Origin of the sequence: Mycobacterium sp. 48b (assembly GCF_048282725.1) — a bacterium.
Lineage (GTDB): Bacteria > Actinomycetota > Actinomycetes > Mycobacteriales > Mycobacteriaceae > Mycobacterium.
The window spans coordinates 3,604,878-3,628,809 of sequence record NZ_JBLVUL010000001.1; the positions used below are offsets into that span (position 1 = coordinate 3,604,878).

At 65.7% G+C, this 23,932-nt stretch carries 24 protein-coding genes and 1 tRNA gene; 15 read left to right on the top strand and 10 right to left on the bottom strand.

The genetic code is table 11. The annotated features are described in order from the left end of the window. Positions 1-13 precede the first annotated feature (13 nt). Genes ACNQR1_RS17420 through xerD form a run of 3 tightly spaced genes read left to right on the top strand, consistent with a single transcriptional unit; the run spans position 14 to position 3,349 of the window. Positions 14-1,783: a CTP synthase gene (locus ACNQR1_RS17420; protein ID WP_418047406.1), complete on the top strand. Its 1,770-nt coding sequence runs from the start codon at positions 14-16 to the stop codon at positions 1,781-1,783. Beyond that, on the top strand, positions 1,776-2,396 hold the full coding sequence (locus ACNQR1_RS17425; protein ID WP_418047407.1) for an NUDIX domain-containing protein: 621 nt from the start codon (positions 1,776-1,778) through the stop codon (positions 2,394-2,396). The genes ACNQR1_RS17420 and ACNQR1_RS17425 overlap by 8 nt, the downstream gene beginning before the upstream one ends. Continuing rightward, positions 2,393-3,349, top strand: coding sequence for a site-specific tyrosine recombinase XerD (gene xerD / locus ACNQR1_RS17430; protein WP_418047408.1), 957 nt, complete (start codon positions 2,393-2,395; stop codon positions 3,347-3,349). The genes ACNQR1_RS17425 and xerD overlap by 4 nt, the downstream gene beginning before the upstream one ends. Before the next feature lie 163 nt (positions 3,350-3,512). On the opposite strand, the gene ACNQR1_RS17435 is transcribed toward xerD, so the two are convergent. Then, complete coding sequence (locus ACNQR1_RS17435; RefSeq protein ID WP_418047409.1) at positions 3,513-4,265, bottom strand: O-methyltransferase; 753 nt, start codon at positions 4,263-4,265, stop codon at positions 3,513-3,515. 120 nt (positions 4,266-4,385) lie between these two features. Here ACNQR1_RS17435 and ACNQR1_RS17440 point away from each other — a divergent pair, with 120 nt between their 5' ends. The 11 genes from ACNQR1_RS17440 (at position 4,386) to ACNQR1_RS17490 (ending at position 13,652) form a co-directional block, all read left to right on the top strand. Beyond that, a complete protein-coding gene (locus tag ACNQR1_RS17440; RefSeq protein ID WP_418047410.1) occupies positions 4,386-5,270 on the top strand; it encodes a ParA family protein in 885 nt (294 codons plus the stop codon). Positions 5,271-5,371: 101 nt separating this feature from the next. Then, entirely contained in the window at positions 5,372-6,136 is a 765-nt protein-coding gene (locus ACNQR1_RS17445; protein ID WP_418050412.1) for a segregation/condensation protein A, read from the top strand. An 8-nt stretch (positions 6,137-6,144) separates the two neighbouring features. Further along, on the top strand, positions 6,145-6,882 hold the full coding sequence (gene scpB, locus ACNQR1_RS17450; RefSeq protein ID WP_418047411.1) for an SMC-Scp complex subunit ScpB: 738 nt from the start codon (positions 6,145-6,147) through the stop codon (positions 6,880-6,882). Position 6,883: 1 nt separating this feature from the next. Then, complete coding sequence (locus ACNQR1_RS17455; protein WP_418047412.1) at positions 6,884-7,624, top strand: pseudouridine synthase; 741 nt, start codon at positions 6,884-6,886, stop codon at positions 7,622-7,624. Then, positions 7,621-8,307, top strand: coding sequence for a (d)CMP kinase (cmk, locus tag ACNQR1_RS17460; protein WP_418047413.1), 687 nt, complete (start codon positions 7,621-7,623; stop codon positions 8,305-8,307). The genes ACNQR1_RS17455 and cmk overlap by 4 nt, the downstream gene beginning before the upstream one ends. Next, on the top strand, positions 8,304-9,722 hold the full coding sequence (gene der / locus ACNQR1_RS17465; RefSeq protein ID WP_418047414.1) for a ribosome biogenesis GTPase Der: 1,419 nt from the start codon (positions 8,304-8,306) through the stop codon (positions 9,720-9,722). Before cmk ends, der begins: the two co-directional genes overlap by 4 nt. A gap of 85 nt (positions 9,723-9,807) precedes the next feature. Then, entirely contained in the window at positions 9,808-10,575 is a 768-nt protein-coding gene (locus tag ACNQR1_RS17470) for a sulfite exporter TauE/SafE family protein (protein WP_418050413.1), read from the top strand. Between the two features lie 243 nt (positions 10,576-10,818). Next, complete coding sequence (locus tag ACNQR1_RS17475) at positions 10,819-11,760, top strand: sulfite exporter TauE/SafE family protein (protein ID WP_418047415.1); 942 nt, start codon at positions 10,819-10,821, stop codon at positions 11,758-11,760. Between the two features lie 80 nt (positions 11,761-11,840). Further along, a tRNA-Pro gene (locus tag ACNQR1_RS17480) sits at positions 11,841-11,917 on the top strand. A gap of 120 nt (positions 11,918-12,037) precedes the next feature. Continuing rightward, a complete protein-coding gene (locus tag ACNQR1_RS17485) occupies positions 12,038-13,246 on the top strand; it encodes a tyrosine-type recombinase/integrase (protein ID WP_019343730.1) in 1,209 nt (402 codons plus the stop codon). A gap of 142 nt (positions 13,247-13,388) precedes the next feature. Continuing rightward, positions 13,389-13,652, top strand: a complete 264-nt coding sequence (locus ACNQR1_RS17490) for a helix-turn-helix domain-containing protein (RefSeq protein WP_043367864.1) — start codon at positions 13,389-13,391, stop codon at positions 13,650-13,652. Between the two features lie 172 nt (positions 13,653-13,824). On the opposite strand, the gene ACNQR1_RS17495 is transcribed toward ACNQR1_RS17490, so the two are convergent. Then, on the bottom strand, positions 13,825-13,950 hold the full coding sequence (locus tag ACNQR1_RS17495) for a hypothetical protein (RefSeq protein WP_019343728.1): 126 nt from the start codon (positions 13,948-13,950) through the stop codon (positions 13,825-13,827). Between the two features lie 210 nt (positions 13,951-14,160). Here ACNQR1_RS17495 and ACNQR1_RS17500 point away from each other — a divergent pair, with 210 nt between their 5' ends. Next, complete coding sequence (locus ACNQR1_RS17500; RefSeq protein WP_100226582.1) at positions 14,161-14,406, top strand: helix-turn-helix domain-containing protein; 246 nt, start codon at positions 14,161-14,163, stop codon at positions 14,404-14,406. An 11-nt stretch (positions 14,407-14,417) separates the two neighbouring features. Here ACNQR1_RS17500 and ACNQR1_RS17505 read toward each other — a convergent pair whose 3' ends face one another. The 8 genes from ACNQR1_RS17505 to ACNQR1_RS17540 all read right to left on the bottom strand — a co-directional run bounded on the left by ACNQR1_RS17505 (position 14,418) and on the right by ACNQR1_RS17540 (position 23,923). Further along, the gene (locus ACNQR1_RS17505) at positions 14,418-15,344 is read right to left on the bottom strand and encodes an alpha/beta fold hydrolase (protein ID WP_047036754.1); all 927 of its coding nucleotides are present in this window, start codon (positions 15,342-15,344) and stop codon (positions 14,418-14,420) included. A 7-nt stretch (positions 15,345-15,351) separates the two neighbouring features. After that, positions 15,352-15,612: a hypothetical protein gene (locus ACNQR1_RS17510; RefSeq protein ID WP_019343725.1), complete on the bottom strand. Its 261-nt coding sequence runs from the start codon at positions 15,610-15,612 to the stop codon at positions 15,352-15,354. A gap of 4 nt (positions 15,613-15,616) precedes the next feature. After that, entirely contained in the window at positions 15,617-16,327 is a 711-nt protein-coding gene (locus ACNQR1_RS17515; protein ID WP_019343724.1) for an exonuclease domain-containing protein, read from the bottom strand. Positions 16,328-16,339: 12 nt separating this feature from the next. Continuing rightward, positions 16,340-16,738, bottom strand: coding sequence for a DUF3310 domain-containing protein (locus ACNQR1_RS17520; RefSeq protein ID WP_019343723.1), 399 nt, complete (start codon positions 16,736-16,738; stop codon positions 16,340-16,342). A 464-nt stretch (positions 16,739-17,202) separates the two neighbouring features. Beyond that, on the bottom strand, positions 17,203-17,535 hold the full coding sequence (locus ACNQR1_RS17525) for a hypothetical protein (RefSeq protein ID WP_019343722.1): 333 nt from the start codon (positions 17,533-17,535) through the stop codon (positions 17,203-17,205). Positions 17,536-17,587: 52 nt separating this feature from the next. Continuing rightward, positions 17,588-18,808 (bottom strand): MinD/ParA family ATP-binding protein, encoded by a 1,221-nt coding sequence (locus tag ACNQR1_RS17530; protein WP_043367855.1) that lies wholly within the window; start codon positions 18,806-18,808, stop codon positions 17,588-17,590. Positions 18,809-18,893: 85 nt separating this feature from the next. Continuing rightward, a complete protein-coding gene (locus ACNQR1_RS17535) occupies positions 18,894-21,248 on the bottom strand; it encodes a hypothetical protein (protein WP_043367854.1) in 2,355 nt (784 codons plus the stop codon). 2 nt (positions 21,249-21,250) lie between these two features. After that, a complete protein-coding gene (locus tag ACNQR1_RS17540) occupies positions 21,251-23,923 on the bottom strand; it encodes a hypothetical protein (protein WP_019343720.1) in 2,673 nt (890 codons plus the stop codon). Positions 23,924-23,932: the final 9 nt, after the last annotated feature.

Genomic DNA, 23,932 nt, shown 5'->3' on the forward strand with positions numbered 1-23,932 from the left:
GTCGTCACGGAGGATGCTTTTGCCCGCCTTACGCAAGCACCCGCACACCGCCACCAAACACCTCTTCGTCACCGGTGGTGTGGCGTCATCGCTCGGTAAGGGGTTGACCGCATCGAGCCTCGGTCAACTGCTGACCGCGCGAGGGTTGCAGGTGACGATGCAGAAGCTCGATCCCTACCTCAACGTCGATCCGGGCACCATGAACCCGTTCCAGCACGGTGAGGTGTTCGTCACCGAGGACGGCGCCGAGACCGACCTCGACGTCGGCCATTACGAGCGGTTCCTGGATCGCAACCTGTCCCAGTCGGCCAACGTGACCACCGGCCAGGTGTACTCCAGGGTGATCGCCAAGGAGCGCCGCGGCGAGTACCTGGGCGACACCGTGCAGGTGATTCCCCACATCACCGACGAGATCAAGAGCCGGATCCTGGCCATGGCCGAGCCCGACTCGTCCGGACAGCGCCCCGACGTGGTGATCACCGAAATCGGCGGCACGGTAGGCGATATCGAGTCGTTGCCGTTCCTGGAGGCCGCCCGTCAGGTGCGCCATGAAGTCGGCAGGGACAACTGCTTCTTCCTGCACGTGTCGCTGGTTCCCTATCTCGCCCCGTCCGGTGAGCTCAAGACCAAGCCGACGCAGCACTCGGTGGCCGCATTGCGCAGCATCGGCATCACCCCCGACGCCCTGATCCTGCGGTGCGACCGTGACGTCCCCGAACCGCTCAAGAACAAGATCGCGCTCATGTGCGACGTCGACATCGACGGCGTCATCTCCACCCCTGACGCACCGTCGATCTACGACATCCCCAAGGTGCTGCACCGCGAGGAACTCGACGCGTATGTGGTGCGCCGGCTCAACCTGCCGTTCCGCGATGTGGACTGGTCGGAGTGGGACGACCTGCTGCGCCGGGTTCACGAGCCTCAGGAGACGGTTCGGATCGCCTTGGTGGGCAAGTACATCGACCTGTCCGACGCTTACCTGTCGGTGGCCGAGGCGCTGCGCGCCGGCGGCTTCAAACACCGCGCCAAGGTGGAGATCCGCTGGGTGGCCTCCGATGACTGCGAGACCGACGCCGGTGCGGCGGCCGCGCTGTCCGATGTCGACGGGGTCCTCATCCCCGGTGGGTTCGGCATCCGCGGAATCGAAGGCAAGCTGGGGGCGATCGGCTTCGCGCGCAAGCGCGGCCTGCCGGTGCTCGGGTTGTGTCTGGGACTGCAGTGCATCGTGATCGAAGCGGCGCGCTCCGTCGGCATCGCCGGTGCCAACTCGGCCGAGTTCGATCCGAAGACGCCCGATCCGGTGATCTCCACGATGGCCGATCAGAAGGACGCCGTTGCCGGCGAGGCCGATCTGGGCGGCACCATGCGGCTGGGCGCGTACCCCGCCGTACTCGAAGCGGGTTCGATTGTGGCGCAGGCCTATCAGGCCACCGAGGTGTCCGAACGGCACCGGCACCGCTACGAGGTCAATAACGCCTACCGCGATCGGATCGCCGAGAGCGGACTGAAGTTCAGCGGAACCTCGCCGGACGGGCACCTGGTGGAGTTCGTGGAGTACGACTCGAAGATCCATCCGTTCCTGGTCGGCACCCAGGCCCACCCGGAGCTCAAGAGCCGGCCGACGCGGCCGCATCCGCTGTTCGCCGCGTTCATCGGCGCCGCGCTGGACTACAAGGCCGAGGAGCGGTTGCCCGGCATGGACCTTCCCGAACATTTCGACGAGGAGGCCGGGGAAGTCGAGGACGGCGCGAGTCCGGTGGACGAAGCCGCTTCTCTTGGCTGAACACGACTTCGAGACCCTGGCCGGCGAAACCGTCTATGTCGGAAACATTTTCGCGCTGCGTGCGGATGAGGTCAGCATGCCCGGCGGAGGTTCGGCCCGGCGCGAGGTGGTCGAGCACTACGGTGCGGTGGCCGTGGTCGCGCTCGATGACGACGACAACTTGGTGTTGGTGTACCAGTACCGGCACCCGCTGGGCCGTCGGCTCTGGGAACTGCCCGCGGGCCTACTCGACCTGGGTGGGGAACCACCGCAGGTGACCGCGGCCCGCGAACTCGCCGAAGAGGTCGGCCTGGCCGCCGAGCAGTGGCGGGTGTTGGTCGATCTCGATTCGACACCCGGCTTCTCCGACGAGAGCGTGCGAGTCTTCCTGGCCACCGGGCTGACCGAGGTCGAACGTCCCGAGGCCGAGCACGAGGAAGCCGACATGGTGGTCGAGCGGGTGCCCCTGAAGGAAGCCGTCCGCCGGGTGTTCTCCGGTGACATCGTGAACGGCATTGCGGTGGCGGGCATTCTGGCGGCACACACGATGAGCGGTGCGGATGCCCTGAGGCCGGTCGAGGCGCCGTGGACAGACCGGCCGACAGCGTTCAGAAGGCGCAAAGGGCTGCTATGACGACGCCGGCCCCCCTCCGATCGGCCCTCGACGACCAGTTCCGGGGCTACCTCGATCACCTGACGATCGAGCGGGGCGTGGCTGCCAACACGTTGAGCTCGTACCGCCGCGACCTGCGCCGCTATGCCGAGCACCTGACCCAGCGCGGAATCGACGATCTGGCCAAGGTGGCCGAGGCCGATGTCAGCGACTTCCTGATCGCACTGCGCCGAGGCGACCCTGAGTCGGGAGTGACTGCGCTGTCGGCGGTTTCGGCTGCCCGGGCCGTGGTGGCGGTCCGTGGCCTGCACCGGTTCGCCACGGCCGAGGGCATCACCGCACTCGATGTCGCCCGCGGGGTGAAACCACCCACACCCAGCCGGCGGCTGCCCAAGAGTCTCAGCCTCGACGAGGTGCTCGCGTTACTCGAGGCCGCCGGCGGGGACAGTGAGGCCGACGGTCCGCTGACGCTGCGCAACCGGGCGCTGCTGGAACTGCTCTACTCCACCGGGGCGCGCATCTCGGAGGCTGTGGGACTCGACATCGACGACATCGACACCCAGGCGCGGTCGGTGCTGCTGCGCGGCAAGGGCGGCAAGCAACGGTTGGTGCCCATCGGCCGTCCCGCCGTCAGCGCCCTCGACGCCTACCTGGTGCGCGGGCGTCCCGACCTGGCCCGGCGCGGACGGGGCACCCCGGGGATCTTCCTCAACGCCCGCGGTGGCCGGTTGTCCCGGCAGAGCGCCTGGCAGGTGTTGCAGGACGCGGCAGAGCGGGCCGGGATCACGTCGGCGGTGTCACCGCACACGTTGCGGCACTCGTTCGCGACCCACTTGCTCGACGGCGGCGCCGACGTGCGCGTCGTGCAGGAATTGCTGGGGCACGCCTCGGTGACCACCACGCAGATCTACACCATGGTCACCGTGCACACGCTGCGTGAGGTCTGGGCGGGCGCGCACCCGCGGGCGCGTTGACCGCAATGCCGCGCAGTTAGGGTGTTGTTGGTGTGGCAATTGTGACGTGCGGCCAGAGTTCGGCCGTTGACTTTGAATCCACGCACACCGCTTCTCGCACAAATCCAGCGTCAGTTCCACGTCAAACGCGTCTCCACACCCTTGACGGCGCGGCACCGGCGCGTCAACCGCCCAGGTACTCCGACTCCAGGACCAGGTCCGGCAGCAGGGTCTGGTACTCGGCGTGCGTCTTGTGATGTCTGGTATCCCAGAGGGAGCCCTGCTGGTCGTTCATGAAGGCCAGGTACTTCGGTGCTCCCGGCAGTTTCACGTTGTCGGCGACCACGATCGAGCCCCGGTGCAGCCAGCCGCGCTCCAGCAGGCTCTGTAGATCGGTCAGGTAGGCGTTCTTGTCGTGGTCGAGGAACACGAAATCCAGGCCGCCGGCGTCGAACCCTCCCGCTGCGAGGGCGTCGAGCGTGGCTCCGCCGTCGCCGATGGTCCCGACCACGCAGGTGATCCGGTCGGCGACGCCGGCATGTGCCCAGATGCGTCGCGCGATGTCGGCGTTGGTGGGGGAGAACTCGACCGAGAACACCCGGGCGCCGGGTGCGGCGCGGGCGATGCGCATAGCGCCGTAACCGCAATAAGTGCCCAGCTCCAGCGCCAGCCGCGGGCTGGCCCGCACGACGGCGGCGTCGAGCAGCGCGCCCTTCTCGTCGCCGACGTTGATCAGAAATGACTTCTCGTAGGCGAACTTGTCGATGGTGGCGATGACGTCGTCGAGGTCGCCCGCGCGGGCGTTGGCCACGACGTAATCGGCGGCCGCGGCCTCCCGTCCGTCGCCCCACTGCCCGGTTCGGGCGAAGTGTCTGGCGCCGATTCCCATCCGGATGAACGACCACCGCAACAGCGGCAGCCGCTGTTTGAGACTCATGACGCACACCATATGCGCCTGTTTGCCCGCGGGTCTGCCCGTTCTGGCTGCATGACGACGTTAAACTTGCCGGGATATGTGCGCCGAGACTGCGGGATACCTGACCAGTAGTGGTGGGGTATGACCGACGACAGCGCACACGACGGCCTCTTCGAGCACAGCTCGCCCGAACTCGGTCTGACCGGGCGGCCACCACGGGACGTTCCCGAACCGCGGCCCCGTTCCACGCACGGCCCGGCCAAGGTCATCGCCATGTGCAATCAGAAGGGCGGGGTCGGCAAGACCACCTCGACCATCAACCTGGGCGCCAGCCTGGCCGAATACGGCCGCCGGGTCCTGCTGGTCGACCTGGACCCGCAGGGCGCGCTGTCGGCGGGCCTCGGGGTCCCGCACTACGAACTCGAGCACACGGTGCACAACCTGCTGGTCGAACCGCGGGTGTCGATCGACGACGTCGTGATCAAGACCCGGGTCAGCGGGATGGACCTGGTGCCCAGCAACATCGACCTGTCGGCCGCCGAGATCCAGCTGGTCAACGAGGTGGGCCGCGAGCAGTCACTGGCCCGGGCCCTGTACCCGATCCTCGACCGCTACGACTACGTGCTGATCGACTGCCAGCCATCACTGGGTCTGCTCACGGTCAACGGGCTGGCCTGCGCCGACGGTGTGATCATCCCCACCGAATGCGAGTACTTCTCGCTGCGTGGGCTGGCCCTGCTGACCGACACCGTGGACAAGGTGCACGACCGGCTCAACCCGAAACTGTCGATCAGCGGCATCCTGGTCACCCGGTACGACCCGCGCACGGTCAACGCGCGCGAGGTCATGGCTCGCGTCGTGGAGCGGTTCGGCGACCTGGTGTTCGACACCGTGATCACCCGGACCGTGCGGTTCCCGGAGACCAGCGTGGCCGGCGAGCCGATCACCACCTGGGCACCCAAATCCGGAGGTGCGGTGGCCTACCGATCGCTGGCGCGCGAAGTCATCGACCGGTTCGGCGCGTGAACGATGTCCTGAACACCCCGACCACCGATGGTGCCGAACCCGATGCCGCGGTCGGGGACGAGCCGACTGCCGAGGACCAGCAGAACCGCTTCCAGGTCCGGCTGACCAACTTCGAGGGACCGTTCGACCTGCTGCTGCAGCTGATCTTCGCGCACCGTCTCGACGTCACAGAGGTGGCATTACACCAGGTCACCGATGATTTCATCGCCTACACGAAGGAAATCGGGCCCCGTCTCGAACTCGACGAGACCACGACATTCCTGGTGATCGCGGCCACGCTGCTCGACCTGAAGGCGGCCCGGCTGCTGCCGTCGGGCGAGGTGCACGACGAGGAGGACCTCGCCCTGCTCGAGGTCCGCGACCTGTTGTTCGCGCGACTACTGCAGTACCGGGCGTTCAAACACGTCGCACTGATGTTCGCCGAGCTGGAGGCCGCGGCGCTGCGCAGCTACCCGCGCGCGGTGTCGCTGGAGGACCGGTTCTCCGACCTGCTGCCCGAGGTGATGCTCGGCGTCGATGCCGGCAAGTTCGCCGAGATCGCGGCCGCCGCGTTCACCCCGCGGCCGGTGCCGACGGTCGGCATCGACCACATTCATGCACCCAAGGTGTCGGTGCCCGAGCAGGCGCACCGGATCATCGCCCTGCTCGAACAGCGCGGGATAGGCGAGTGGGCCACATTCTCCGAACTGGTGGCCGAATGCACGGACGGATTGCAGATCGTCGGGCGCTTCCTGGCACTGCTCGAACTGTTCCGTGCCAGGGCGGTAGCATTCGAGCAACCAGAACCGCTTGGAGTGCTCCAGGTTTCGTGGACCGGAGATCGGCCGACCAGCGAACATCTGGCAACCGCTGATGCGGAAGAATAGCGAGAACAATGACTGACGATATCTCCGATTCCGGAGAGCGGTCCGATGATGCCCCGGGTGAGGTGATCCCGGTCGGAGATGAGCTGGGCATCGATGTGGCGACGGTTCCCGAGCTCGAAGACGGTGAACTGGGTGCCGTCCTGGAGGCATTGTTGCTGGTGGTGGACACGCCGGTGACGGTCGACGCCCTGGCGTCGGCGACCGAGCAGCCGGCGTATCGGGTGATGGCCAAACTGCGCCTGATGGCCGAGGACTTCGCCGCCCGGGACAGCGGCATCGACCTGCGCGAGGCCGCGGGGGGTTGGCGGATGTACACCCGGGCGCGCTACGCCCCGTATGTCGAGCGGCTGTTGCTCGACGGCGCCAGGTCCAAGCTGACCCGTGCCGCCCTGGAGACCCTGGCCGTGGTGGCCTACCGGCAGCCGGTGACCCGCGCACGGGTGAGTGCGGTCCGTGGCGTCAACGTGGATGCGGTGATGCGCACGCTGGTGGCGCGCGGCCTGATCACCGAGGCCGGGACGGATCCCGACTCCGGCGCGGCGGCGTTCGCCACCACCGAGTTGTTCCTGGAACGGCTGGGCCTGACGTCGCTGGCTGACCTGCCCGACATCGCGCCGCTGCTTCCCGATGTCGACGTGATCGACGATCTGAGCGAATCCCTCGGTGACGAGCCGCGTTTCGCCAAACTCAACGGCGGCTCATCCGGCAGCAATCAGCCGATGGCCTTCGACGTGGACAAGGACTGACATGGCTGAAGAAGGCGTACGACTGCAGAAAGTCCTGTCCCAGGCCGGAATTGCCTCCCGCCGGGTGGCCGAGCGGATGATCACCGACGGCCGCGTGGAGGTGGACGGCCGGCTGGTGACCGAGCTCGGCACCCGGGTCGATCCGGCGGTCTCCGAGATCCGGGTGGACGGTTCGCGCGTCGTGCTCGACGACACCCTGGTGTACCTGGCGATCAACAAGCCGCGCGGCATGCTGTCCACGATGTCCGACGAGAAGGGCCGCCCGTGCGTCGGAGACCTGGTGGAGCACCGGGTTCGGGGCAACAAGAAGCTGTTCCACGTCGGCCGGCTCGATGCCGACACCGAGGGCCTGCTGCTGCTGACCAACGACGGGGAGCTCGCCCACCGGCTGATGCACCCGTCCTACGAGATCCCCAAGACCTATGTGGCGACGGTGATCGGCACGGTGCCGCGCGGGCTCGGCAAGAAGCTGCGCGCCGGTGTCGAACTCGATGACGGCCCGGCTCATGTCGACGACTTCGCGGTGGTGGACACGGTGCCGGGCAAGACCCTGGTGAAGGTCACCCTGCATGAGGGTCGCAACCGCATCGTGCGGCGGATGCTGGCCGCAGTGGACTTCCCGGTGCAGGAACTGGTCCGCACCGACATCGGTTCGGTGACGCTCGGTGAGCAGCGGCCGGGCAGTATCAGGGCGCTCAGCCGCAAGGAAGTCGGCGAGCTTTATCAGGCGGTGGGAATGTGAGCGGATCTCTGGTGGTGGCGGTCGACGGACCGGCGGGAACCGGAAAGTCTTCGGTTTCAAGAGGTTTGGCGCAGGCCCTCGGAGCCAGTTACCTGGACACGGGCGCGATGTACCGCATCGTGACGTTGGCGGTGCTGCGGGCCGGGGCCGACCTGGACGATGCCGAGGCGATCGACGCGGTGGCCTCAGGTGCGGTGATCGGTGTCGGTTCGGATCCCGGTGAGGACCGGGCATACCTGGCCGGCGAGGACGTCTCTGACGAGATCCGTGGCGACGAGGTGACCCGTGCGGTGTCGGCCGTTTCCGCGGTGCCTGCGGTGCGTGCCCGGCTGGTCGATCTGCAGCGCGAGCTGGCGACCTCGGGTGGGCGCGTCGTGGTCGAGGGCCGCGACATCGGCACTGTGGTGCTGCCCAAGGCCGACGTCAAGATCTTCCTGACCGCGTCGGCCGAGGAGCGGGCCCGGCGCCGCAACGCCCAGAACATCGCGAGCGGATTGGCCGATGACTACGAGACCGTGCTCGCCGACGTGCAGCGGCGCGATCACCTGGATTCCACGCGGGCCGTCTCACCGTTGCGCGCCGCCGAGGATGCGCTGGTGGTCGACACCAGCGATATGGACCAAACACAGGTCGTGGCACACCTTCTCGACCTGGTGACCCAGCATGCGGGGGTGCGCCGATGAGCGACTCTGATGGTGACGGCACCTGGTCGGACGAGAGTGACTGGGAGTTCAGCGACGAGGTTGCCGAGGTTCTGGAGGAGGCCGCCGCGCCGCCTCCGGTGGTGGCTGTCGTCGGCCGGCCCAATGTCGGGAAATCGACTCTGGTGAACCGGATCCTGGGACGGCGTGAAGCCGTCGTGCAGGACATTCCCGGGGTGACCCGCGACCGGGTGTCCTATGACGCCAACTGGCTCAACCGCCGGTTCATGGTGCAGGACACCGGGGGATGGGAACCCGACGCCAAGGGCCTGCAGCAGCTGGTGGCCGATCAGGCACTGGTGGCGATGCGCACCGCCGACGCGATCATCCTGGTGGTCGACGCGGTCGTCGGCGCGACGTCGGCCGACGAGGCGGCGGCCCGGATGCTCCGCAAGTCGGGCAAGCCGGTTTTCCTGGCGGCCAACAAGGTCGACACGCAGCGCGGCGAGTCCGACGCCGCGGCGCTGTGGTCGCTGGGTATCGGTGAGCCGCACGCGATCAGCGCCATGCACGGTCGTGGCGTGGCCGATCTGCTCGACACGGTGATGGAGAAGCTGCCCGAGGTCTCGGAGGTGGGCGGCAGCGGTGGCGGCGGCCCGCGCCGAGTGGCGCTGGTGGGCAAGCCGAACGTCGGCAAGAGTTCGCTGCTGAACCGGCTGGCCGGCGACGAGCGCTCGGTGGTGCACGACGTCGCAGGCACCACGGTCGATCCGGTTGACTCGCTGATCGAATTGGGCGGCAAGACTTGGCGATTCGTCGACACCGCTGGTCTGCGCCGCAAGGTCGGGCAGGCCAGCGGGCACGAGTTCTACGCCTCGGTACGCACCCACGGCGCGATCGATGCGGCCGAGGTGGCGATCATGCTGATCGATGCCTCCCAGCCGCTGACCGAGCAGGACCTGCGGGTGCTGTCGATGGTGATCGAGGCCGGGCGGGCACTGGTCATCGCGTTCAACAAATGGGACCTGGTCGACGAGGACCGGCGGTACCTGCTGGACAAAGAGATCGACCGGGAACTGGTGCAGGTGCAGTGGGCGCCGCGGGTCAACATCTCGGCCATGACCGGGCGGGCGGTGCAGAAGCTGGTGCCGGCCCTGGAGACGTCCCTGGCGTCCTGGGACAAGCGGATCTCGACCGGCCAGCTCAACAACTTCCTCAAAGAGGTCGTTTCCGCGACGCCGCCGCCGGTGCGTGGCGGCAAGCAGCCCAAGATCCTGTTCGCGACTCAGGCGGCCACCCGGCCGCCGACCTTCGTGCTGTTCACCTCAGGGTTCCTCGAGGCCGGCTACCGCCGGTTCCTGGAGCGTCGCCTGCGTGAGCAGTTCGGTTTCGACGGCAGCCCGGTGCGGATCAACGTCCGGGTCCGCGAGAAGAGGGGCGCGCCGAAGAAGCGCTAGCGATTCGTGCGCGCTGGGTGGCGCCCGGCGTGACGCGTCGTACACAGGGCCGGCCGATAGGGTGGCCCGAGTGTCTGTCACCCACATGATCCTGATCGCTCTGGCCGGCGTCGGCGCGGGAGCGATCAACGCCATCGTCGGGTCCGGCACACTGATCACCTTCCCGACGCTGGTGGCGCTGGGGATACCGCCCGTCACGTCGACGATGTCGAATGCCGTCGGCCTGGTCGCGGGCGGGGTTTCGGGCACCTGGGGCTACCGGCGGGAACTGCGCGGCCAGTGGAAGCGGCTGCGCTGGCAGATCCCGGGCTCGCTGATCGGTGCCGGCCTGGGCTCCTGGCTGCTGCTGCACCTACCCGAAAAAGTGTTCGTGACGGTGGTGCCGATCCTGCTGATCCTGGCGCTGGTCCTGGTGGTCGTCGGCCCGCGGATCCAGACATGGGCGCGGCAGCGAGCCGAGGCGTCCGGCCAGTCGGCCGACCATGTCAGCTCGGGCCGGATGGTGGTGCTGGTGATCGGCACGTTCGCCGTGGGTGTCTACGGCGGCTACTTCACCGCGGCCCAGGGAATCCTGCTGATCGCGGTGATGGGTGCACTGTTGCCCGAGTCGATGCAGCGGATGAACGCCGCCAAGAATCTGCTGTCGCTGTTGGTCAACATCGTGGCGGCGCTGGCCTACACGATCGTCGCGTTCGACCGGATCAGCTGGGAGGCGGCGGGCCTGATCGCGGTCGGTTCGCTGATCGGTGGATTCCTCGGTGCCCACTACGGCCGCCGGTTGTCGCCGAATGCGTTGCGGGCCGTGATCGTGGTGGTCGGCCTGATCGGGCTGTACCGGTTGCTCACTGTGTGAGCCCTTTCGCGGGATCCGGCCCGCAGTCTTGTAGGCTTGCTCAGTCTGTCTAATGACGAGGGAGAGGGGCGACCGGTGGCCGAACGCGCATACCGCACCGCACCGTCGGCCCTTGCTGCTCTCGAGCCGTTCTGGCCGTCGCGCCGGTTGATGGCTTTCGATGAATGGTGTCGCGCGCGCATCTGATCCGCGCCCGTCAGTCATCAGGTCGCCCGGCGACCACAATCGAAAGCAGCCGAACCCATGCGTTCGCTTCTGATCTTCACCCTCGTCGGCCTCGGGGCCCAGTTGGTCGATGGTGCGCTCGGTATGGCCTTCGGTGTCACCGCCTCGACCCTCCTGGTGCTCAGCGGGGTGGCCTCGGCGCAGGCCAGCGCCGCGGTGCATCTGGCCGAGGTGGGCACGACGCTGGCATCGGGCCTGTCGCACTGGCGGTTCAAGAACATCGACTGGGGCATCGTGCTCAAGCTCGGAGTGCCGGGCGCGATCGGCGCGTTCCTGGGTGCGACGGTGCTGTCCTCGCTGTCGACAGAGGACGCCGCGCCGCTCATGGCTTCGATCCTGCTCGGTATCGGTGTGTATGTGCTGCTGCGGTTTTCACTGGGATCGCCACCGGTTTTCCGTGGGGGCCGCACTTCGCACACCGCGAAGTTCCTGACCCCGCTGGGATTGTTCGGCGGCTTCATCGACGCCTCCGGTGGCGGCGGCTGGGGTCCGGTGACCACCAGCACGCTGCTGTCGCAGGGCAAGACCGCGCCGCGCACCGTGATCGGCTCGGTGAGCGCCTCGGAGTTCCTCGTCGCAGTGTCGGCCTCGCTGGGCTTCCTGGTGGGCCTGCGGGCCGACTTCCTGCACAACCTGCCGATCGTGGCGGGCTTGGCGGCAGGCGGCGTCATCGCCGCACCGCTGGCGGCCTGGTTGGTGTCGAAGATCAGCCCTGCGCTGTTGGGTACCGCGGTGGGCGGCGTGATCGTGCTGACCAATGCGCAGAAGCTGCTGAAGTACTTCGGCATTCACGGGGCGGCCTCGACGGCCATCTACGCCACGATCGCGGTCACATGGGCGGGGTTGGTGCTGTACGCCTGGCGGACCTCCCGGGCGCCGGAATACCTGCCCGAGGAGCTCGACGCCGAGGAGCCCGCCGAAGAAGAGCTGGCAGACGAGCCGGACACCGCCACGCGGTGACACAACGGGGGAGCGATTGGGGCGAAAGCGAGTCTCTACGGTAAGCTTTCGACTCGCTGCCGGTGCAAGCCGGAAGCAAGCGGGCTGTGGCGCAGCTTGGTAGCGCACTTGACTGGGGGTCAAGTGGTCGCAGGTTCAAATCCTGTCAGCCCGACCATGAAAACCCCCTCCGACCAGCATCGGAGGGGGTTTTCTGGTATCTGGGGCTGGACCTTTGCGGAACCCACTTCACACCACTTCACACTCAAGGTCATTTATTCGCTTAGAGTTCCCACTCGTGGCCCGCATTCCTGACTACGTGAAGGTGATCACCTACCCTTCCGGAACGCGCCGATACGAGGTGCGCATCGAGGTCGGTCGCGTGGGTGGGAAACGCAAGCAGAAACAGAAGCGGTTCGCAAAACTGCAAGACGCAATCGACGCATATGCCGCCGAGCGCGGCGACCGTGCCCGTGGGGTGCAGGTGTCACCTGATGGCATCACATTGCGCCAGGCCGCCGACGCCTACCTTGATGCGCTGCCGGCGCGACCCAACACGATCACCGCCTATGCCGCAGTGCTGCGGCCGGCGATCGCGCGTCTCGGGGACAGGCCGGTGCAGGAACTGCGCCGCGACGAGATCGAGAAGCTCGTCGCTGACATCGCAACCAAAGCGGTGCCGTCCGGCAATTGGCGCAAATCCGGGAAGATGCCCAAGGTCGCCAGCGACACCTGCGGCCCCTGGGATGCGGCCTCGGTGCGCCACATGTTGTCGCGGTTGCGGGCGGTCTACGCGCGGCTGCTCGAGGACGGCACGGTGATGCGCAACACCGCGGCGTTGGTCAAACCGCCGGCGCGGGGGGATCGCGACAAGGACACCCTGACTGTTGCCCAAGTACAGCAGCTGTTCGACTATCTGGAGAGGACCCAGGATCGGCTCGAGCACCTGCACCACCTGGCCGTACAAACAGGTCTGCGCCGCGGTGAGCTGGCGGGGCTCAAGTGGAGTGACATTGACCTGGAAGCCGCCACTTTGACCGTGGCCCGACAGCGGGTGCATAGCGACGCCGGCGCGGTGGTCGCTGACACTAAGACGGACGCCGGGCGTCGGACGCTGCCTCTTCCGTCGACCCTCCTCCCGGTTCTCAAGCGAGCTCGTGAACGAGCGGCCGCGGAGAAGAAGGCGGTCGGTAATAAGTGGAAGGGTGAGGACTACGTGGTCAGTGGCGAACTCGGAAAAGCGTACTACCCGACCACGTTGAGCTATCTCTGGAAGGACGTGCTCGCCGCTGCGGGGCTTCCGCATGTCCGGCTGCACGATGCCCGGCACACTGCGGCAACACTGATGCACCTCAACGGAGTTCCCATGGCGGTAATTGCTGCGGTTCTGGGGCACACCGATGCTTCGTTCACTCAGCGGACCTACGCCCACAGTCAGGATGACGCTGTGGCGCAGGGAATGGCGTCTTACGGCCAGGCCCTGGGCAAGCGTCCCTCGCCAGCCTGACGTCTGTTTGTCACGTACCCGCGCTGCTGTTGCCAGTAGATATGCCAGTACTGCATGCAAGGCATCGTTCCGCGTAGCGGTGGTGCGGCGTGTCGAGATCTGCCACTGGACCGCGGAGCGTTTTCCGCCGACGATGGTGTGCATGAGTGACCACAGCGACAACAGCGACCACCTGGCGCAGGCGCTGGCGACGATGCTGCGCGCGGTGGCCAGCGAGTCGGCGACCAAGCCGGCGACGAAGAAACTGCTGCGTGTCCAGGACGCCGCGGAGCAGCTGAGCATCTCCAAAGCACACGTCTACTCGCTGATCCGCTCCGGCGACATTCGCAGCGTGAAGCTGGGAAATGCGCGCCGGGTCGCCCAGAGTGAGATCGACCGAATCATGGCAGCCGGCGAGGCAAGCTGAAGTCTGAGATGCCGATGACGGCGGCGACGTCCGTCATCGACCTAACGGTTCTCGCATTGCTCCGGGCGGTCAGCCGAGTACGGACTGTCTTCTGGTTCAAAACCGGCTGTTAAGTCAGCGACGGGTTGCTCGCCGGCGAAACGCCCGTCATTGCGCCCACATGCGTTCGACGTCAGTGGTGCAGCGTTAGCGCGTCGTTGATGAAAAGCATCGCGCCCTGGATCGCGACGTGGAACCAGCCGATGTCGAACGCGCGAGTGTCGCCACGCATGTCGTCGACCCAGTAGTGGCCGTGCACCGATACCGAACCCTGGCACCACAACTGAATGAAAACCTGTTCCGAAGTGCGGATTTACCGACATCGCGGGCCTCTATGGCCCCGTCGTCCGCGAGAGCGTGAGAAAGCGGCACCGAACATGCTGATTCTGCGGGTCCGGCGACGGCTACTAGCGGCGTGTCTCGTCCTGTGGCTGGACTACATCGGTTCCCGTCAGCCACGATGGATCGCATGAACAACGCTGAGCTGCATGTCACCGTTGCCGCGGTGACTGAGGCGTTGCGGGCGGAGTCTCGCCAACCCGCGGAACCGGACACGGTGCTGACCATTGAAGAGGCCGCAGAGTGGCTGGGGGTGTCACGGTCGTTGATCTACACACTGATGGGCACCGGTGAGCTGAGCAGCATCAAAATCGGCCGGCGCCGGTTCATCCCGGTTGTTGAAGCTGAACGGTTGATTCGCGGCGAAGCTGCCTGATGTTGGCGCGGTCAGCACACCTGCGCTGTGCGTTCTAGTGTGGATTCGGAAGCAGCGATCGTATCGATGATCGCCTTGCCGACAAGGCTCGGAACCTGTTGAGGCAGCATGTGTCCGGCCCACGGGACGTGTAGATGCACAGCTCCGGGAATGGTGGCGGCCATTTCCTCCGCATGTGCCGTAGGGGTAAGGACGTCTAGTCCTCCGGACAGCACCGTGGTGTGAGCACGAATGCCTGTCAGTGCGGTGTGAACATCGAAGTCGCGCAGGCTGGGCAGGAATCCGACCGCAGTGCGTAGCGATGTGTTGGCCAGCGCGCTGGAGACCACCGAGCTCAGCCCTCGCTGATTGATCCCACCGTGGGTGCTGAGCTGGTCGAGGACTAGACGAAGTGGTGTCGTAACGGCCGCGGCGGCGCGGGGCGGGATGTGGCTGGCGATCTCGACGAGCCCGTCGAGGACCGGAAGGTTCAGCAGCTGGCCGACTCCGTGTCGTGCAATCCGACCGGATGCAGTAGCGCACAACACCAGTCCGCGTACTTCGGCGGTGCACCTGTGGGAGATGCGTGACAGGTAGGTCAATGCGACCATCGCCCCGAGCGAATGGCCAATCAGGGTGACTGGTCCAACGGGGTCGACGGCGATGAGGAGGTCGTCGAGGTCGTCGGCGAGCTGGTCGACGTTATAGGTATGGATGGGGGTGGACGACGATTCTCCGTGACCACGATGGTCATATCCGATGACGCGTGCTCGTCCGTCGAAGCGCTTTGTCACCGCGTGGATCTGAGCGTCCCACGCGGTGCGGTCCAGGCACAGTCCATGTAGAAACACCGCGGTGCTGTGGGCGTCGGGCCTGCCCCACTGGGACACTGCTAGTGATGTTCCGTCACGGGTGAGGATGCGTTGCTGGCGGGGCTTCAGTCCATGTGCGATGGGCATGGCGGTATTACCTCGTCTTCCCGTGGCCGGCTGTGCTGGTGCTCAACATCAGCGTCTGTGCGGGGAGGCGGCACGCTACCGTGCGCAGGTAGGTGTCGATATCGCCGGCAGGTGTTGGGTCGGGCCACACCAGCACGGTCAGTGATCCGTCGGTAAAGATGACCTCGGTCTTGTGCCAGAACGTGTTCGGGGCGTCGCCTGGCTGCATTCCGGGCGGCCCGCCTGTGGCGTAGGTAAGAGGGCGGATCCCGTCGGCGCCGGCGCTCATGTGCCTACGCCTCGGGGGAGGCGAGGTCGCCGATCCCGTACTGGACGGCGAAGGCTCGGATGAAATCAAGGGATCGGCGACAGTCGCTGACGGTGCGGTGCATGGAGGGGGCGACCGCGTTGGTGAGTGCGGCGTGCCTGTCCGGGTCTATGAACCGCGCCAGTTCGAGTAGGGCTGAGGCGTCGATCGTGCGGTGGTTGAAGCGTGAGAACAACTTCGGCATATGCCGTTCCAGGAACGGACCGTCCAACGAACGGACGGAGCTGCCGACCATCGGAACCGGTTGAGTGATCTGGTGTTCGTCAAGGAACTTGCGGATTTCTCGGGCCCCGCTCCGTCGGCTGGGCGACACGACCCGGTTGGAGTTGGACAGGTCCGTGGGGGCGAGGAATCCGCAAGGGTTCAGGAGGTCAGCGATCAATCCGTTGTCCAGGTGCATGGCCTGCGCCATGGTGAGTCCCGCATCGTCGCGACGGGTAGTCGCGGAACCTGCTGCGGCGCCTGTAGTCACGATGAAGCTGTTCCAGCGCTGTTGAATGCGCGACGCCCAGGCCGTGGTGGAGTCGGTCACTAGGAGCACGCTGCGATGGTCGACTTCACGCAGTGTGTTGTCGATGATGACAACACCGAGCTCGAGGATGAGGTCATGTCTCGGGTCGAGTCCGGTGGTTTCGATATCGATGACGGCGAGGTTGCCGGTTCCGGCGTCTGACACGGTGTCTCCTCGTCAGATCTGCGCCGGCGCGTGTGCGAGAGCGTCTCGCAGTGCAAGCACCGCCGCCTCTGCGTCCGCCCAGCGTCGACCTGCCACGGCGCGATAGAACATCGCGGCGTCGGCGTCGGTTTCAGCGTCGGCGACCTGCAGCAGCAACTTGGCGGCCTTGCGGGGAACACGGCGCAACTTTGGTGCGTGGTTGCGCGCGTCGGCGAGGAGGAAGAGCGACTTCTCCAGGTCCTGCAGCGGATTTCCCTTGTCGCCGCGACGCCATACGTACTTCACGGCGTTTCCCGGGTCGAAGCTGAGTTGGCGGGTGACCTCGATGCATTCGATACCGCTTGGATGGTTGGTGTAGTGCGACGGATGATTCACCGGGTCATGGCCGGTGGCGAGGTCGACTGCGGTCATCTCAATCCTCCTGGATCTCTAAAATAGAGATTAACACGAGTTGCAGTTCGTTGACCAGCTATCGGGAGAGGGAGCGCGGTCGGTTGGCTCACGGCCGCGGTTGCCCGGCCGCCGAATCTTGCCGCGTACCTCTGAGTGCGCTGTTGCGATCGTGTTGGGTACGGCACAGGACACTGGGCCGGCGCGTGGCGATGCTGGGTGTTTCCTCGGCACCGAAACCGCTTAAGCCACGGCGCTGTTGAAAATGTAGGCCCGGTGTGGAGCCTCGCCCGGCCTCTGAAAACGACGATGCCCCACAGACCGTCACGGGTCCATGGGGCATCGTCGGAACCGGCCTTTAGTCCGACAGCTGCTCGCTCTCGAAGTCACGGTGACCAGGAAGGTGATTCGAGGATGCGTTCAAAAGCGTCGGGCTCATCCTTGGCCTAGCTGACAAGGCAGTGGCCAGGTCGGACATGCGCCGGTCAGGACTTCTTGACCCGCAGCGTTCCCAGGCCTTTGCCCGTGAGCACCTTCGGGCTGGCGAAGCCGGTCTCCACCAATTCGGAAGCGGCGTTGTTGAACTCGACCGCTGCCTCGTTGACGATGTCGGCCAACTTGGCGATGTCGGCGTCGACCTCAGCCTGAAGTTCGGCCACGCGCACCCGACCGGCCTCACGTCCGGCCTCGAGGTCGGCGGTGGACTGGTCGTAGAAGCTGCGCAGCTCGCGCAAGGTACGCAGACCCTCGGCCAGTCGTGCCGCGTCGGCGGCGTCCTGGTCGGTGCCGACGTAGGTCTCGTTGATGGTGTCAGTCACGGGAAACTCCTTCTATGGTCTCGGGTTCTGTGTGGTGGTGTGGGTGGATCGGTTAGTCGGCAGGGAGTCGGCTCATCACCTCCGCCGCCAGCCACACGAATGGCAGCCGGGTGTCCTCGTCAAGCAGGTCCAGGCTCATCGGACCGCCCTCGCTGATGTGTTCATCCCACGGGATGGTGACGACTGGGAGTTGGTAGGAGGTGTGGATCCGGTCCCGCTCGGCTGCCACGTCGATGTGGCCCTTGCCCGGTCGCGTCTGAGTGAACACGACCACCGCATCTCTGAGCAGCTCCACGTACCGCCCACCGAACCGCTTCAATGTTTCGATCAGAACGTGCAACTCGTCGATCGAGTCGGCGGCAGTGGATGCTGCCAGCACCAGTTGGTCGGTCTGAGCCAGGCCCTGGTGATACACCTGCGAGTCGATATTGAGGCCGAAATCGAGAATCGACAGGTCGAACCACTTGGACAGTTCGCCCAGTGCCCGCTCCAGTTTCTCCGCGGTCAGGAACCCCGCACCGTCGGCGGTGCTGGCACCGAGAACCCGTAGCCCGGACTTGTCGGTGAGCAGGTAGCTGCTCACATCAGAGGCGCGGTTCAGGTCTTGGTCCGAAGCCAGAGACATTACCGAGGCGGGGGTCTGATCGCTGACCTTGCGCACGCGGTCTGTGAGATTTCCCAGTGGGTCAATCGACAACGCAGCTACTTTCATCCCGCGGTGGGCCGAGGAGATGGTGGCCCCCATGTTCAGAGCTATGGCGGTCTTTCCCGCCGAGCCTTTTCCCGAGATGACGCCGACCCGCTTCGGTGCGCGCAATGTGCGCCGGATCTGAGCGATCCGCTGGTCGTATGCGATCTCATCGGCCCCCTTGGACAGGTGCAGCCAGAACATCTTGTTCGCTTTCGCGCGCCAGCCGCGTTGAGCGCCTTCGGTGCGACCCTCGATGATGCGCTCGGCGCGACCGGTGTCGGCAGTGGCCGCCGGTCGGCCAAGGTCCGTCGGGGTGACGGGTCGACCGAAGTCGGCGGGAACCGCGGGCCGCCCGATCACGGTGACATCGTCGTACTGGCCGGCGGGTGCCCACTGCGCCGCAGCGGCGGTCCGTCCGCCCATCCCCAGCGGAGGCGGTACCGGCGCGCCGTTGGGGATGGGGTCGGTGAAGGCCGGCGGGGGAGCCGGGGCTGGACGGTCGATGAAGTCGTTGGCCGCGGGCGCGTTGCGGTACTTGTCCCGCATGCGCCGAACGTTGGGCTGCTCGGGTGGGACAGTCATGGTCGTTTCTCCTTGGCGGTTCGATTCCTGGTGGGGCACATGGTTGCAGCGGCGACCAAGCCCACGCCGCACGCGGCGCGGGTGATCACGTCGGATCCCCGAAACCGTCACCGCTGATGCGCACCACACGTTCGTCGGGGTCAGAACTGAGCCGGATTCCGATACGCGTATCGGTCGGGTCGATCGCGAAGACTGCGCGTTTCCCGTTGGCGGCCAGGACTGCTCCTATCAGCTCCCGTTCGACCTGCAGTGCATCGGCTGCAACGAAGTCAGGGAGGGGTGCGCAGAACGATCCCGGGTGTCGGATGCTTCGCGGACCGCTGCCTGACTGTGGCGCAGCGGGCGCGGGTGCGGGGTTCGTGACAGGTTCTTCGCGCTGTCTCCACCGGCGCAGCCATCCTCTGTTCCACTGCTGCTGGGCATTGACCGCAACAGTGGAGGCGCCGGATTCCTTGGCTGTGTCCGACAGTTCGGCGGACACAGTTGGAACCAGCGCGGGACCCTGCGCCACATCGGGGACCCCCAGCGCCGGTGCTGGTACCGGTTCGCGGTCGGAGCGGAACGGGCGCAGCCACGACTTGGCCCGGCGCACTACCGGGCGACCGCGCGCGACGACCAATGTCGCCCCTGCGGCACGGGCGGCGATGTCGAGTGCGGGGTCGGCGTAGACGTTTCCGGCCACGGGGACCGGTTCCGGTGCCGGTAGCGGGTCTCGTGCGTGCCGCGCCGGATCGGTCAGCATCGACGCCGGTGACACGAACGGGGCAGCCTCGATCGCCGGTACAGGACCCGGCGCCGACAACGGCGGGGGAACTAGACCCGACCCGGCCGGAAGCGCGGGTCGGTCCGCCAGGTCACCGTCGTCGTCAGGGGAAGAGGCTGGAGCCAGCACCGCGGTGCTGACGTAGTGGCCGAACACGTCGACATCCGAATCCAATTGACCGGTGACTTGCCGTTGCTCCTGGCCTTCGGGATCGGGTCCGGAGTGAGTGTTGTTGCCGAACACCGTTATGGGAGGCCCAGGGCTGGCAGAGGTCGCGGCAAGCGATGCCGCTGGCTCGATAAGTTGTTCGACGGCGGCAGCATCCTCTGCGCTGATTGTGCTTTCCACGGTGGCGCCTTTCGATCCGCGCGTTGCCTTTTCAGCGGCGGCACTTCCCTGCACAGCGTCGGCGGGGCTGGCGGCCAGCTTCTTTTTCTGCTCGTCCTCATGAGCGTTGCGGTGCTTCTTCCACTCGTCCGAGCCGAACTTGAGCTTTCCGGGGATGGTGCTGAACTTCGCGGCCGGTGAAATTCCGAACATCTGCTGAAAAGTGATGTCGGCGTTGGCGTGCAGCAACCGCACCAGGACACCGGTGTTGGCGGTGACACGGATGATGACCCACGACGAGACGATGAATCCGATGCCGAGCGACACCATCAGCCCGTAAACCTGAACCTCCGGATTGTCGGTGAGGCCCAGAATTTGGGTAGCGAGACCTGAGACTGTCGCAGGCAGCGCGACAGCCACCATCGACGTGATCACTGCCATGATGAGATGGCTCGCGGCGTGGGCGAAAGCCTTGGACAAAGTGTCGAATCCGCGACGCTTGTGGACACTGCCCGCAGCTGCCCACCCCGCGCCCACGAAGCAGGCCACCGACACTGTCAGGTGCACGACGAACTTCCAGCTCGCCACCACGGCGAACACGAACATCGGCAGCGCCGGCAGCACCAGCATGACGATGGCGGTGATGACGGTGTCGGGTCCGGCCGCGTTCTGGCCTTCGACGAAGCAGCCGGTGTTCACAGACAATCCCTGCCCGGAGGCCATCGCCTCCGACCACAGCTTCTTGCATGAGTCGGTGAATTCGTGGCCGTAGTTCAGTGCGATCGCCGGGGTGCGAATCGACTGGTCGACCAGCGCGTGGCCGGTCGAGAGCGTTGTGTCGTTGGCGCTTCGGGTGACCGCCGAAGCCAGTCCGGTCGAGAATCCGTTGGCTGTTTCGAAGACCTTTGCGATGATCGCGAACGGGTTGTTGGTGAGCACGATCACGGCGATCACCATGGCCAGTGCAGCGCCGATCCGGTTATAGACCTCGGTGGTGAACATGCTTCCGGCGGTGGAGGCTAGCCGTGACCGAAACACCGAGAACGTCACCAGAGCCAGACCTGCGCAGGCGATCGCCCACGGCGGAAAGAATGCGAACAGCGGTGCGCAGAACCGCTGATACGCCTCCGAGAGCGGGGTCATCCAATTCGCAGACGACAGCACCAGACCGAGCAGAGCGTTGGCCGGCACCACCAGGAACTTGTACAGCTCGAAGACGACGCTGGTGATCATCCCGAAGATCCACGAATCCTGGTGCAGGTATTGGCTTCCCAGGAAGTGCAGGCGATACCGCGCGGCGCCGGCACCGGCGGAGTCGGTGGCGGGGAACAGATCCAGGAACGAGGCCATGGCTAGGCAACTCCTCGCGGCGTACGCGGCTGTGCGTCGAGATCGGTCTCACGGATCATCTTCGAACTGCGGGTGTCGGCGAAACGGGCCAGCGACGCCGACAGGATCGGCAGGAACTGCACTCGCACGATGTTGCTGTTGCCGTCGTTCCACCAGCCTTCGCCCTCGCGGCCGGCGCGAGTCCGGGTGTTGTCGTCGGGATCTGGCGGTGAGGTCTGAGTGACCATCATGTTGATCAGCGAATCCAGTATCGGCATGTCCATGTGCTTGAGAGCGGCCCGCGCGTTGCCGGCTACCTTCTGCCCGAGGGCTGCCTTCTTCTCGATCATCGCGTAGTTGTGATCGAAATCCTCGCCATGCTGGGATCCGAACACTCCAAAATTTGCGTCTTTTCGCGCGGTGCGGTCGGGGGAACGGACAAGTAGTTCGACAACGTCCTCGTTGCCTTTGAGGAAGCTGATCTCGTCCCCGAAAAACACACACGTTCCACGGATCTGAGCGAACCGGTGAGCCGTCATCCGTGCGATAGACCCGTACACCGAAGCTGCCCACTTGTTCAGATCGGTGGCGTTGTCCGGGTTCTCGCCGCGGTAGACCGGAAGCTCATGGGTGCGAAACACAGTCGAATACGGAGTAGACCCGGACTCCATGCGCGCAGCCAAATCAGCCAGGTTGTCGAAAGGCGGCAGGCCCATGTCCCCGTGTCCGCGCTCCGGCGGGTCGATGAAAGCCCGCGTGTATGGGAGCGCGGCCCAGTGCTCGAAATTCAGTGACAAGGCACGGGCTTCGGCGTCGCCGGTGGTCTTGAGGAACCCCATCAGCTTGCGGGTGCTGTTGATGCCCCGTGGATTGCGGAACAAAGGATTGAGGACCTTGGCGAAGTACGCCCCCTCAGGCGACTTTGTCTCAAATCCGAACAGCGGCAGGTAGTGCGCCATCATCGTGGTCTCCGCCAATGGGGATGGCAGGCACTTGAGGAAATCCATCGACACCGGCCCGCCAGGTGAGTCTCCCGTGGCGGCATTGACCACCTGGGTTCGTGCGATCTGGCGGGCGAACACCGCCCACTCTCCGTGCTTGGAGTGATCTACCACGGTGGAGTACCGATTGAGCAGCGTGACGAACAGCAGGATGAGCTTCATCAGGTTCGACTTGCCGCGACCTTGTGCTCCGGTCAACGCGATTGACCCGTTGCCGCGTTCGGTCGCACCGAGGACGTCGAGCAGGACGATCTGCCCGTTGGCGTTCTCTTTGTTGATGGCGATGGGGATGCCGACGGCATCCCCAGCGAAGCTGCGCCGGATCGGCATTGCTCCAGAGAACAAGCGAGCGGTGGTGGTCTGCAGCAGATCATTGCCCAGACGAGTACGCCGCGACCCCGGCATCATCATCGTCCACAGTTCCTTCTGACCGCCAACCGGCAGGAGCGGAGTGAACCCGTTGGATCGGAACCGCTGCTGCAACGCTGCGACCCGGCCGGTGAGCTCGTCGAGGTCGCTAGATCCGAAGGCGAAGATCGCGGCGACCTGCATCCCTCGCGGCCCCGACTCGGCGCGGATCGCGTCGTGGAACCGGCGCAGTTCGGCTCGGCGCTTGTCGTAGTCGTATGCCTCGAATTCATCGGCGGAATTGGCTTCGCCTTCAGACACCAGGTCGCGTTCAGTATCGGACACGCTCTTGGTGTCGACCAGATCTTGCGAGAAGCGAAGACGCAGAGCGAAGTCGGCATCACCGCCGATCGCCTGGTCTACCAGGTAGGTGAAGCTCGACACCTGGTCAGTGAATCGGGCAGGGTAGCGGGCGATCCCGAACAGTGACTGATACGACGTCACGCCGTCGGGGAGTTCGGCGATGCGGGCCTTGCCAGGGTGCGATATCGCCATCACCGTTCCGGCCGACAGTGTGCGGAAGCGCTTGAACAGCGAGGTCTTTCGGTCGATCTTGGAGAGTTTCTTGGTGTAGTCGCGGCCGGCGTCGAGATCGCGCAGGAACGTTGAGTACAGCGCCGTGGCTTCAGCAGCTTCATCGAACACGACCTCCGGGTAGGCCCGCTCGGTCGGTGTCACCGCACCGCTGCGGGGTGGCGGAAGAATCGGAACAGTCAAACCACGCGTGGTGGCCCGCTCGAAGTACCAGTCGACGAGTTCGGGGACGGTCCGTACCGGACGGAACTCCGGTGGAATCGCTGCGAAGCACCGTTTCTCGAAATCGCCGAGGTCGGCCCAATCCAGGCCTTCGTGAGGGTCCGTCTCGACCAGTGTCGAGACCATGCGCTCAGAAATCGTGCGACGTGACGGCTGGCTGATCGAGAGCCAGTACACGCGATCGAACTCTACGAACTCGCCGCTGGCCATCCGTTGGTAGAACTCGTTGATCAGATGCTCGAGGTGACGGTAGCGGTCTGGTTCCCAGTCCGGGATTCCTCCGGTAATCCGTCGATGCGTCGAGAGCGGATCGACGCGCACCCGCGAACCTGCCAGCAGAATGTCGTCGGTGGGGATCTCCGACAGAGCGGTGAGCAGAAGTTCGTGGGAGTCTTGCGCGGCTGCTGCAGTCTCTGGTCGATAGCTGTTGACGTTGAGTCCGGTGAGCAGATAGTTGCACCACACACTGCCGTCTTCGGAGAAGATCAGGTTCTTGCGGCGTTTGCTGAGCGGTGGGATGTGGTTGCCCATTGTGCGTGT